The sequence below is a fragment of the Rhodococcus sp. Chr-9 genome (assembly GCF_000801125.1).
Taxonomy (GTDB): domain Bacteria; phylum Actinomycetota; class Actinomycetes; order Mycobacteriales; family Mycobacteriaceae; genus Rhodococcus; species Rhodococcus pyridinivorans.
Genome location: NZ_JTIZ01000076.1, coordinates 38,713 through 50,541, shown reverse-complemented (window position 1 = coordinate 50,541; position 11,829 = coordinate 38,713). Strand labels below are relative to the sequence as shown.

Sequence of the window (11,829 nt, the reverse complement as noted above, 5' to 3'; positions counted from 1 at the left end):
GCGTGGGATGCGACCGGTCGCGACGAGACGGACCGTCACGGCGCATCCGACGACGGCCGCGACCGCCACGGCGGTGACGATCCGCCATCCCGTGTACAACCCGAGAAGTGTCACGGCCCACGCGGCCAGCGCGCACGGCACCAGCCGGGCATCGAGAACCGTTGCGGCGTCGGACCCGTCGTTCCGTCCGGTCACACCGTCACCAGTTCACGCAGCCTCGCGAGTCGCGCCGGTCCGATCCCGTCGACCTCACCGAGTTGTTCGACGTCCGTGAACGGTCCGTTGGTGTCGCGCCACGAGACGATCGCCGCTGCCGTGACGGGACCGACGCCCGGCAGCGCGTCGAGCGCGGTCTCGTCGGCGGTGTTGAGATCCACCGGCCCGCTTGCCTCCGGTGGAGCATCGCCCGGTGTCTGCGCCCCGACGATTCCACTGGCCTGCGGAACAGGTTGGGGCGGGGCGATTCCCACGACGATCTGGTCACCGTCGGCGACCCGCCGGGCCAGATTCAGGCCGATGAGGTCGGCGCCGTCGGCAGCACCGCCGGCAGCGTCGAGCGCGTCGGCCACACGGGATCCCGCCGGCAGCCGCACGAGCCCGGGACGTGTCACCGCACCCACGACGCTGACGACGAAATCGGCGGAATCCGGTTGTGCCGTGTCCGTCTCCCTCGCGGCGGACGGCTCTGCCGTGTCCACGACTTCGACTCTCGGCAGCGGCGGTACCGGTTCGGGGACCGGCCGGTCGCGCCACACGACGACGAGTGCCACTGCGGCGGCGAGTACTCCGATCGCGGCGAGTGCAGCGGTTCCCCGTCGTCCGGTGTCCCATCGCGCTGCGGTCAGCCGATCGACGAATCGTTCCCGGCCGGGACCGCTGTGGAGGGGTTCGTCGCCGTCGTCCGGATCCGCCCAGGGATGGTCGTTCGCCGACCTGTCGTTGGTCCAGGGCGGTTCCGCGGGCATCGCCGAGGAACGCGTGATCGCGCCGAGGCGGGTGCGCGCGAGATCACGGTGGTCACTGCTCGCCATGCCGCGACGCTAGCCGCGGCCGCGACCGCCGGATTCGGTGTCGGCGCCGATTCGGCCGGGGTTGTGGATGACCCGCACCCCTGTGGATGAATGCCCGGAGGGGGCCTCCACCGGCATCATCCGGGCCGGGAGGTGGTGTAGGTGGTCAGTCCTCGGAGACACCGGTCGCCGCGGAGGCGACGACCACACCGACCGCACCCGGCCCGACGTGCGCGCCGAGAACCGCGTCGAGTTCGGACACGACGATCTCGGTGCCTTCCGGAAGGCGCTGTGCGAGCTGATCGACGAGGCTGCGCGCCCGCTCGGGTGCCCCGCGGTGGTGCACCGCGACGAGCGGTTCGTCGCCCACGTCGGTCGCGGCTCCGTCGACGAGCTTGGCCATCGCCTTGGTCATCGTGCGGGTCTTCTCCCGCAGGACGAGCTTGCCGTCGGAGATGTGCAGCACGGGCTTCATCGCGAGCGCGGTACCCAACAGCGCTGTGGCCGTGCCGATCCGGCCACCGCGACGGAGGTGGTCGAGCCGGTCGACGACGAGCAGGGTCCGGGCGGACGCCGCGACCTCCACGGCCCGCTCGTACACCCGGGCCAGGTCTTCTCCGGCCCGTGCGGCGCGCACCGCTTCGAGGACGGCGAAACCCGAACCCATGGCGGTGTTCCGCGAATCGACGAGCCGGATCCGGTCGCCCAGCGATTCGGCGGCGTGCCGGGCTGCGTCCCATGTCCCGGACAGCACCCGCGAGAGGTGCACGGCTACGACGCCGTCTCCTCCACTGTCCTCGAGCGCCTCGGTATAGGCGTCGGTCAGTTCTGCGGGAGACGGACCGGAGGTCGTCACGGTCGACAGGTCCTCCGGTAACTCGTCGACGCCCTCGCGGAGGTCGCGTCCGCCCGCGATGATGTGCAGTGGCACAACACGGATGTCGTACCGACGGACCAGTTCAGGGTCGATACAACTCGACGAATCTGTGACGACGACGACGGACACGACGCCTACCGTAGGCCCTCCACCGGGACTTCCGCATCCCGATGCACGATCCGGACCGCGTCGCCGACAGCGGCGGCGACACGGCGGTGTCCTTCCCAACCCCAGTGGATCCCGTCGGGATTGGCGTCGTCGGAGAAGACGTTCTCCCGCACCGCTTCGGCGAGATCGACGAGGGGAACCGACTTCTCGGCCGCCCAGCGGGTGATCGCGCGTGCCGCGGGGAGCCGGCCGGCATGCACCGACCGGTACTGCTCGCTGCGGTGCACCGACGGCATGGTGCCGATGACGGGCAGATCGGGGCGCATGTATGCCAATGCGTCCCTGATCGTTTCGAGGTACTCGACGCTGACCCGGGGTGGGAGCGCCACCGGTCGCCCGAGCGGTGACAGTCGCGGCTGCAACCACCCGTAGGCGTTACGCGCCGCGCGACGCAGGGCCGGCGGGCGGATGTAGCGCAGGCCCTCCCGCAGTGCGGTGGGCAGCGGGGACGGGAGGGTGTCCATCCCGCCCACGGCCAGGACGACGGCTCCGGCGTGCGGGATCGCGGCCCACACCCGCGGGTCCTGGGTCATGGCCCACCACGCGTCGCGTGTGGTCCACCCGATTCGGGCGACGAGTTCGACGTCCCATCCGAGTTCGGCCGCGACCAGGTTGGGCCAGATCTGCGGATGGTCGGCGGGCAGGCCGCCCTTCGGGCCGTAGTAGCTCAGGGAGTCACCGATCACCAGCAGGACCGGGCGCTGCGGGGCGGCGTCGGTTCCGATCGGCGTGGGTTCAGAGGACGTCATCGGGCGCCACTGTGGCCGACGCGTTCCAGACGTCGAGGCGCCAGGACGGCACCTCGCCGTATCCGCTGAGCTGCACCCAGCCGGTGTTCCCGAGACCGCCGAGGACGGACCACCGATCGACGGGCAGGTCGAGCAGGGCGGCGGTGAGCGCGGCGATCAGACCCCCGTGTGCGACCAGCACGATGGGCCGATCGCTCCAGTCCTCGTACTTGTCGAGCAGTTCGCCGACGACGGCCATGCTGCGCCGCGCGACGTCGATCCGGTTCTCGCCTCCCGGCGGTGCCCAGGTCGCGTCGGCGCGCCACGCGCTGCGCGCGCCCGGGGCCACGGCGTCGACCTCGGTGTGGGTCAGGCCCTGCCATTCGCCGAGATGCGTCTCGCGCAGCCGCGTGTCGATCGCGACCGGCAGCCCGATGCGATCGCCGAGCGCGGTCGCCGTGTCGTAGGCGCGGCGCAGATCGGACGAGACGACGGCGAGCGGATCGAACCGGGCGATCGCGTCGGCGACGGCGAGCGCCTGCTGCCGGCCGAGCTCGGAGAGGTCGGTGTCGAGTTGGCCCTGCATCCGCCGCGTGGCGTTGTACTCGGTCTGGCCGTGGCGCAGCAGCACCAGCTGCCGCACCCGCGGGCTCTGCGAACCCTCCTCCGGACGACTCACACGTCCTCCGGCGAGTCGGCGGCGTCGATCGCCGAACGGGGGCCACCCACACCGTCGACCTCGATGGTCGGGCAGTCCTTCCACAGGCGGTCGAGGGCATAGAAGTTGCGCTCGTCCTCGTGCTGGATGTGCACCACGACGTCGACGTAGTCGAGCAACGTCCACCGTCCCTCGCGGGTGCCCTCGCGGCGGACGGGCTTGTGGCCGGCCTCGCGCAGCTTCTCCTCGACATTGTCGACGATGGCGTTGACCTGACGCTCGTTGGGTGCGGACGCGATGACGAAGCAATCGGTGATCACCAGTTGCTCGGACACGTCGAGCACCACGACGTCGGTGGCGAGTTTCTCGTCGGCGGCCAGGGCTGCGATTCGGGCCATCTCCGTGGCTTCTGCCGTTGCGCTCACTGCGTGCTCTTTCTCTCGATGGTGCCGGGGGTGTTTCCGTCGAACACCGGGACGGGATCTCCGTCGGGGTGCGTATTCGTGCGGTAGAGCCGGCGTTTGCTGATGTACTGCACCACTCCGTCGGGGACCAGATACCAGACGGGACGGTTCTCGCGGGCCCTCCTGCGGCAGTCCGTGGAGGAGATCGCCAGTGCCGGGATCTCCACCAGGCTCACCGCCTCGGCCGGGAGTTCGTCCAGATGCGGTGCCAGGTGTTCGGCGTGAAGGTCGTATCCGGGCCGGGACACCCCGACGAAGCGGGCGAGGTCGAACAGGGTCTGCCAGTCCTGCCAGGACAGGATCGATCCCAGTGCGTCCGCGCCGGTGATGAAGTACAGATCCGCGTCGGGATACTGCTCGCTGAGATCGCGCAGGGTGTCGACGGTGTAGGTGGGTTTGCGTCGATCGATGTCGACGCGGCTGACGGAGAACCGCGGGTTGGATGCGGTCGCGATCACCGTCATCAGGTAACGGTCCTCGGCGGGGCTGACGTCGCGTCCGGTCTTCTGCCAGGGTTGCCCGGTGGGCACGAAGATCACTTCGTCCAGGTCGAAGCTCGCGGCGACCTCGCTGGCCGCCACGAGGTGTCCGTGGTGGATCGGGTCGAACGTTCCACCCATGACGCCCAGGCGGCGCCTGGGGGCCGAGGACCGATCCGTTGGCTGATGCACGGTTGTCCAGCTTACGGGTTCACACGGGGAGCAGACTCGCCACCACCGTTGCGAGCTGCTGCGCCGACCGGCACTCGTGCATCGTGACGACCTCGCTGTAGACCCTGGCGGCCGAATCCCCCGAACCCCATTGTCCCTTCGGCTCGGGATTGAGCCAGTGCGCGTGCCGTGCGACGGACACGAGATGTTCGAGGACTTCGAGGTTCGGATTGCGGTAGTTCGTGCGGCCGTCGCCGAGGATCAGCAGCGAGCTGCGGCTGGTGAGGGCGTGGGCGTGGTTCTCGGCGAAGCCGCCGAGGGCGTGTCCGTAGTCGGAGTGACCGTCGTAGGTGATCAGCTCCGCTTCCTTCAGCATCCGCGACATGGACTCGCCCAGATCGGACCCTGCGGCGAAATGATGGGTGACCTCGTCGGCGGTGTCGATGAACGCGAACACGCGCACGCGGGAGAACTGTTCGCGCAGGGCGTGCACGAGCAGCAACGTGAAGTGCGAGAAGCCGGCGACGGAGCCGGAGACGTCGCAGAGCACGACGAGCTCGGGACGCGCCGGACGGGGCTTGCGGTTGACCAGGTCGATGGGCACGCCACCGGTCGACATGGACTTGCGCAGTGTGCGCCGCAGGTCGATGGCGCCGGCACGAGCGCGCCGGCGGCGCGCCGCGAGACGGCTCGCGAGCAGACGCGCGAGCGGCATGACGCTGCGGCGCAGGGCGACGAGTTCCGCGTCGGACGCGCGCAGGAAGTCGACTTCCTCGGCAAGCTTGGGCACCCCGTACTTCTCGACGCGTTCGCGGCCGAGCTGCTCGGCGGTGCGTCGCCGGGTCTCCCGTTCGACCATCGCCCGGAAATCGGCGATGCGCTGGGCGGCGGTGCGCCGCGCGACCTCGCTCTCGTAGGCGGCGTCGTCGCGTTCCTCGCGGGTGCTGTTGCCGAGCAGTCCCTCGAGGATCTTCGTGAGCAGGGTGTCCGGGGAGACGTCGCGAAGCGCCTGATAGGCCGAGAAGGACGGGCCGTTCGACGACGCATACTGGCCGAGTTCCTCGACGATGGCGGAGACGAGCATCTCGGAGGCCTCGAGTGCCTCCGGCGACTCGTCGGACAGCAGCTCGGCGATGAGATCGCGTAGGGCCTCGAAGTCGACCTCCCCCGTGGGGGTGCGCGGGATGCTCGCCTGAGGGTCGGTGGCCTCGCGGCGTCCGATCGCGGGCGGGAACCACAGGTCGAACAGGGCGTCGAAGGTCGGCCGGTGTGTGGACCGGCGGAGCAGGGTGCACGCGAGGCCCTCGCGGAGGGCCTCCCGATCGAGGAGATCGAGCACCGTCATGACCCGTCCGGCGTCGACCGTCTCGGACGGCCCGACCGCGATGCCGCGGCGGCGCAGCGCCTCGACGAATCCGACCAGGTGCCCGGGCAGTCCGCGGGGTGCCGGGGGCGCCTCGGATTCGGGAAGGTGCGCGGCGGCCATGTCAGTTCAACCGGAGCTCGGCGCCAGCGCGGATCTGGTCGGACTGGTGCTTGAGGATCACGCCGAGCGTGCTGCGCAGCGCGGTGTCGTCGATGGTGTCGAGTCCTAGTGCGAGCAGGGTGCGACCCCAGTCGATCGTCTCGGCCACCGACGGCACCTTCTTGAGTTGCATGCCGCGGAGCACGCGGACCGTGCGTACGAGTTGGTCGGCGAGCGCGTCGGGCAGATCGGGGACCCGGCTGGCGAGGATGCGTCGTTCGAGGTCGGCGTCGGGGAAGTCCAGGTGCAGGAACAGGCACCGGCGCTTGAGCGCTTCGGACAACTCGCGGGTGGCGTTCGAGGTGAGCACCGCGAACGGCTTGCGCGTGGCACGGATGGTGCCGAGTTCGGGCACCGTGACCGCGAAGTCACTGAGCACCTCGAGCAGCAGGCCTTCGATCTCCACGTCGGCCTTGTCGACCTCGTCGACGAGCAGCACCGTCGGATCCTCGCGGCGGATCGCGGTGAGCAGCGGCCGCGACAGCAGGAACTCCTCGGAGAAGACGTCTTCCTTGGTGCGGTCCCACGACTCGCCCGCCGCGGCGGTCGCCCCTGCCGACTGGATGCGCAGGATCTGCTTGGCGTGGTTCCACTCGTACAGCGCGCGGGACTCGTCAACGCCCTCGTAGCACTGCAGGCGCACGAGTTCGGCCTCGGAGGTCTCGGCGACGGCGCGGGCAAGTTCGGTCTTGCCCACGCCCGCGGGTCCCTCGATCAGCAACGGCTTGCCGAGGCGATCGGCGAGGAACACCGCGGTCGCGGTGGACTTGTCGGCGAGATAACCGGTACCGGCCAGACGATCGACGACGTCCTGGACGTCCGCGAAGATCGGCGGGGTGGTGGGCAGCGCACGATCCACGCTGGTTCCTTTCGTCGGGCCGGTCTCGATCAGGCGGGACGGGTGTGGCCGTCGCCCCACACCACCCACTTCGTCGACGTCAGTTCGGGCAGACCCATCGGGCCGCGAGCGTGCAGCTTCTGGGTGGAGATGCCGATCTCCGCGCCGAATCCGAACTGCTCGCCGTCCGTGAACGCCGTCGAAGCGTTGACCATAACGGCTGCGGCGTCCACGCGCGTCGTGAACTCCCGAGCAGCGGCGAGGTCCGAGGTGACGATCGCCTCGGTGTGGCCGGTGCCGTAACGGTCGATGTGGTCGACGGCCGCGTCGAGGTCGTCGACCACCGCGAGGGCGACGTCGAGCGAGAGGTACTCGTCGGACCAGTCCTGGTCGGTCGCGGGCACGAGGCCGGGCAGGTCGCCGTGGACCGTCACGCTGTGTTGCTGGAATGCCTGCAGGAGCTTCGGGACGGCGGTGTCGGCGATCGCCTTGTCGACGAGGATCGTCTCGGCGGTGTTGCACACGCTGGGCCGGCGGGTCTTCGCGTTGATCACGATCTTCTCCGCCATCTCCAGATCGGCCGCGGAGTGGACGTAGACGTGGCAGTTGCCGGTGCCCGTCTCGATCGTGGGGACGGTCGCGTCGCGCACCACCGCGGCGATCAGACCGGCGCCACCGCGCGGGATCACGACGTCGACCAGGCCTCGAGCCTGGATCAGATGCGTGACCGACGAGCGGTCGGCGCTCGGCAGCAGCTGCACGGCATCGGCGGGGATGCCCCGGCTCTCGAGCGAGGCGCGCAGCACCTCGACGAGCGCGGCGTTGGAGCGGGCCGCGGACGACGAGCCGCGCAGCAGCGCGGCGTTGCCGGACTTCAGGGCGAGACCGAATGCGTCGACCGTGACGTTGGGCCGTGCTTCGTAGACCATGCCGACCACGCCGAGCGGGACGCGCACCTGGCGCAGCTCGAGACCGTTCGGCAGCGTCGAGCCGCGGACGACGCCGCCGATCGGGTCGGGCAGTCCGGCCACCTGGCGCAGGCCGGCGGCGATCCCGTCGATCCGGGCAGAGGTCAGGCGCAGGCGGTCGAGGATGGCCTCTTCGGTGCCACCGGCGCGGGCGGCCTCGATGTCCTCCGCGTTCGCGGCGAGGACGGTATCGGCGGCGGCGAGCAGAGCGTCGGCCGCGGCGTGCAGAGCCGCGTCCTTCTCGGTGGTGGTGAGCAACGCGAGACGACGGGAGGCCACGCGGGCGCGACGCGCGGCTTCGTGGACGGCCTCACGGGTGTCCGTGCCGGCGTCGGTCGCAGCTGAGTCGGGGGTCACGGCAGTCATATATTCAGCCTAGTCGGGTCCTCGCGGAAGCCGACAGGCCGTGTGCCGTCAGCGCAGGCCGGTGCCCCGCGCCAGCGCCGTCTCCACCAGGATCGACAGCAGCTCGGCATACTCCACTCCGGTGGCCTCCCACATCCGCGGGTACATCGAGATGGAGGTGAATCCGGGCATCGTGTTGATCTCGTTGATCACCGGTCCGTCCTCGGTGACGAAGAAGTCGACGCGGGACAGGCCGTGGCAGTCGAGGGCGCGGAACGCCCGGACCGCGAGTTCGCGGATCCGGTCGGAGGTCTCTTCGTCGAGCTTGGCCGGGACGTCGAACTCGCAGACGTCGTCGAGGTACTTCGTGTCGAAGTCGTAGAACGCCTCGTGGTCGCCGGAGGTGTCGGGCATGCGGATCTCGGCGACGACACTCGCGCGGACGTCGCCGTCCGGGAACTCGAGCACGCCGCACTCCACCTCGCGGCCGATGATCGCGGACTCGACGATGACCTTGGGGTCGTGCTGCCGGGCCTTCGCGACGGCGTCGTCGAAGGCGGCCCAGTCGGCCACGCGACTGATGCCGATGGACGATCCGCCGCGGGCGGGCTTGACGAAGACGGGCAGGCCGAGGCGGGTCTTCTGCTCCTCGGTGAGGGTCGCGGTGCCGGGACGCAGGACGATCTGGAAGCCGACGGGCAGGCCTTCGGCCGCGAGCAGTTTCTTGGTGAACTCCTTGTCCATCCCGGCGGCGCTGGCAAGAACCCCGGGACCGACGTACGGGATGTCCGCGAGTTCGAGCAGACCCTGGATGGTGCCGTCCTCGCCGTAGGCGCCGTGCAGGACCGGGAACACCACGTCGACCGAGGCGAGCACCCGGCCGTAGGAGCCCTCGTCGAGGGCGACGATGTCGCCACCGCGGGTCGGATCCGCGGTGAGGACGAGATCGGAGCCGTCGCCGGCGACGACGGGCAGTTCGCGACCGGCCGCGGCGAGGCCGGCGGGGTCCGCGTCGCCGAGGACCCATGCGCCCTCGGGAGTGATGCCGATGGGCACGACCTCGTACTTCTCCGGATCCAGGTTGCGCAGGATGCTCCCTGCCGAGATGCAGGAGACGGAATGTTCGTTGCTGCGACCACCGAAGACGACGGCCACCCGGGTTCGGGGCATACTCACGTGTCGAACCGTACCGGGTGGCGATCTCCGCGTGTCGAGCGAGTCCTACGCGGGTGGGGCCGGACGCCCTGCTATGTCTCCGCGGGCTCCGGTCTCCCTCGGTGGAGGGTCGTCTCCCTCAGCGCCGCGTCGAGATCGGCGAGCAGATCCGCGGTGTCCTCGATTCCGCACGACAACCGGACGAATCCCTCCGGCACCGCATCGCCCCATCGTGCGCGACGATCCGCTGTCGTGTGGATACCGCCGAAGCTGGTGGCGGGTGCGACGAGCGTGGCCGCGCGGACGAAGCGGTGCACCTCGTCGCGGCCGGGTAGCCGGAAGGTGACGAGGGGGCCGAAGCGGCTCATCTGGCCGGCCGCCACGGCGTGGGCGGGGTCGCCGGCGAGTCCGGGATAGCGGACGTCCGTGACAGCGGCGTGCTCGAGCAGCATCCCGGCGACGGCGAGCGCGTTGGCGCACTGCCGTTCGAAGCGCAGTCCGGCGGTGCCGAGGCTGCGGTGCGCGAGCCAGGTCTCGAAGGGTCCCAGCACGGTTCCCGACAACAGTCGTTCCCGGTCGATCGCGGGCAGCAGTTCGGGATCCGCGACGGCGATGTATCCGAACAGCAGGTCACTGTGTCCGCTGAGCGATTTCGTCCCGCTGGCCACCACGACGTCGGCGCCGAGATCGAGGGGCAGCTGGCCCAGGGGTGTGGCGGTGGTGTTGTCGACGAGCAGGAGCGCGTCGGAGACGTGGCACGCGGTCGCGATCGCGCGCAGGTCGACGGTGTCGAGGCCTGGATTCGACGGGGTCTCGACCAGTACGACGGAATTGTCGGGAGCGGTCACCAGAACGTCGGTCAGGGTGCCGTCACCGAACTCCGCGACCGACATCTCGACGACCTTCACTCCGTGCGGCGCCAGGAATTCCTGCGCGTACGTGCGCACCTGGTAGTAACCGTCGGAGGGGACGACGACCGTGCCGCCCGGGGCCACGAGGGATCGCAGGGCGACCGTGATCGCCGACATTCCCGAGCCGACGACGCGGGCGGCCGAGGCGTGCTCGAGGTCGGCGAGCGCCGATTCGAGTGCGCGCCAGCCGGGATTCGAGGCCCGCGCATAGGTGTCGACGTCGTCGCGCTCGTCCTCCCCGAGGAGATACGGCGCCGCGAAGACCGGTCCCGCCTGCAGCGGGGAGCCCGGAACACCCTCGTGTGCAACTGCCTTCACACAGCGAGTCGAATCGCCCGTCATGCCACTCATTCCGGCTTGATCCGGCGTCCGAGCAGCTGCCCGATCGCGTCCTGCACCGACATGCCTTCGTGGCACACGCGGTGCACGGCGTCGGTGAGCGGCATCTCGACGTCGTAACTCGCTGCGAGGGCGCGGACCGAGGTGCACGACTTGACCCCTTCGGCCACCTGACCGTGGGTGGCCTCCTGCGCGCTCTCGAGGGACTCACCGCGGCCGAGTCGTTCGCCGAACGAACGGTTGCGGGACAACGGGGACGTACATGTGGCGACAAGATCGCCGACACCGGCGAGACCGGCGAGCGTGGCCGGCTTGGCCCCGAGGGCGGTTCCGAGCCGGGTGATCTCGGCGAGACCGCGGGTGATGATGCTCGCGACGGTGTTCTCACCGAGCCCGACTCCGGCGGCCATGCCGCACGCGAGGGCAATGACGTTCTTGCAGGCGCCGCCGACCTCGCAGCCGATGACGTCGGAGTTCGTGTACGGACGGAAATATTTTGTGGCGCAGGATTTCTGGATCTCCATGGCGCGGGTGGAATCGGGGCACGCGATGACGGTCGCGGCCGGTTGCCCCTCGGCGATCTCACGGGCGAGGTTGGGGCCGGACAGCACGGCGATGCGATTCTGCTCGGCGCCGGTGACCTGACCGATCACCTGACTCATGCGCATCAGGGTGCCGCTCTCGATTCCCTTGGCGAGACTGAGAAGTGTCGCGTCCGGTCCGATATCTGCCTTCCACTCCTCGAGATTGGTACGCAGGGTCTGACTCGGGACGGCGAGGACCACGAAATCGGCGCCCTCGAGGGCCACCCGATGATCGGCCGTCGCCTTCAGCGAGTGCGGCAGTTCCACACCGGGTAGATAGTCGGAGTTCTCGTGCCGCTCGGCGATGCCACGCGCCACCTTCTCGCGCCGCGCCCAGATCGTCACGTCCGTTCCGGCGTCGGCCAGCACCTTGGCGTACGCCGTCCCCCACGAACCCGCGCCCAGAACTGCTGCTGTGGTCACGCCATCCTCACTCTCATCCGATGCCCGGCACTCACGCTCGCGATCGGCCCGGAGCGGGCGGTCGCGACCGGTTCGGTCCGGGCGGTCACCACCCACGGTCGCACCCAGTATCGCGCAGGCTCCACCGACACCGCGCCGGGTCGGAGGACGGACCGCACACGACCCGGTCGCACCGGGCGCTCGTGC

The 11,829-nt window shown here is 69.9% G+C and carries 12 protein-coding genes; all 12 read right to left on the bottom strand.

Annotation, left to right across the window (positions count from 1 at the left end; genetic code table 11):
* Window positions 1–191: 191 nt before the first annotated feature.
* The 12 genes from QR64_RS10200 to QR64_RS10145 all read right to left on the bottom strand — a co-directional run bounded on the left by QR64_RS10200 (window position 192) and on the right by QR64_RS10145 (window position 11,643).
* Window positions 192–1,031: a ComEA family DNA-binding protein gene (locus QR64_RS10200; protein ID WP_039585132.1), complete on the bottom strand. Its 840-nt coding sequence runs from the start codon at window positions 1,029–1,031 to the stop codon at window positions 192–194.
* 145 nt (window positions 1,032–1,176) lie between these two features.
* A complete protein-coding gene (locus QR64_RS10195) occupies window positions 1,177–2,016 on the bottom strand; it encodes a DegV family protein (protein WP_006554508.1) in 840 nt (279 codons plus the stop codon).
* Window positions 2,017–2,021: 5 nt separating this feature from the next.
* Complete coding sequence (gene octT / locus QR64_RS10190; protein ID WP_006554509.1) at window positions 2,022–2,804, bottom strand: diglucosylglycerate octanoyltransferase; 783 nt, start codon at window positions 2,802–2,804, stop codon at window positions 2,022–2,024.
* Complete coding sequence (locus QR64_RS10185; protein ID WP_230810365.1) at window positions 2,791–3,369, bottom strand: histidine phosphatase family protein; 579 nt, start codon at window positions 3,367–3,369, stop codon at window positions 2,791–2,793. Before QR64_RS10185 ends, octT begins: the two co-directional genes overlap by 14 nt.
* An 89-nt stretch (window positions 3,370–3,458) precedes the next feature.
* Window positions 3,459–3,866: a ribosome silencing factor gene (rsfS, locus tag QR64_RS10180; protein ID WP_024101369.1), complete on the bottom strand. Its 408-nt coding sequence runs from the start codon at window positions 3,864–3,866 to the stop codon at window positions 3,459–3,461.
* Entirely contained in the window at window positions 3,863–4,525 is a 663-nt protein-coding gene (nadD, locus tag QR64_RS10175; protein WP_019288365.1) for a nicotinate-nucleotide adenylyltransferase, read from the bottom strand. Before nadD ends, rsfS begins: the two co-directional genes overlap by 4 nt.
* Before the next feature lie 70 nt (window positions 4,526–4,595).
* A complete protein-coding gene (locus tag QR64_RS10170; RefSeq protein WP_039585130.1) occupies window positions 4,596–6,041 on the bottom strand; it encodes a vWA domain-containing protein in 1,446 nt (481 codons plus the stop codon).
* Window position 6,042: 1 nt separating this feature from the next.
* The gene (locus QR64_RS10165) at window positions 6,043–6,939 is read right to left on the bottom strand and encodes an AAA family ATPase (RefSeq protein ID WP_039585235.1); all 897 of its coding nucleotides are present in this window, start codon (window positions 6,937–6,939) and stop codon (window positions 6,043–6,045) included.
* 29 nt (window positions 6,940–6,968) lie between these two features.
* A complete protein-coding gene (locus tag QR64_RS10160) occupies window positions 6,969–8,252 on the bottom strand; it encodes a glutamate-5-semialdehyde dehydrogenase (RefSeq protein WP_006554515.1) in 1,284 nt (427 codons plus the stop codon).
* Between the two features lie 48 nt (window positions 8,253–8,300).
* The gene (locus QR64_RS10155; RefSeq protein ID WP_039585129.1) at window positions 8,301–9,407 is read right to left on the bottom strand and encodes a D-alanine--D-alanine ligase family protein; all 1,107 of its coding nucleotides are present in this window, start codon (window positions 9,405–9,407) and stop codon (window positions 8,301–8,303) included.
* A 71-nt stretch (window positions 9,408–9,478) separates the two neighbouring features.
* The gene (locus QR64_RS10150; RefSeq protein ID WP_084222316.1) at window positions 9,479–10,639 is read right to left on the bottom strand and encodes a cystathionine gamma-lyase; all 1,161 of its coding nucleotides are present in this window, start codon (window positions 10,637–10,639) and stop codon (window positions 9,479–9,481) included.
* 5 nt (window positions 10,640–10,644) lie between these two features.
* The gene (locus tag QR64_RS10145; protein WP_019288371.1) at window positions 10,645–11,643 is read right to left on the bottom strand and encodes an NAD(P)H-dependent glycerol-3-phosphate dehydrogenase; all 999 of its coding nucleotides are present in this window, start codon (window positions 11,641–11,643) and stop codon (window positions 10,645–10,647) included.
* Between the last annotated feature and the right edge of the window lie 186 nt (window positions 11,644–11,829).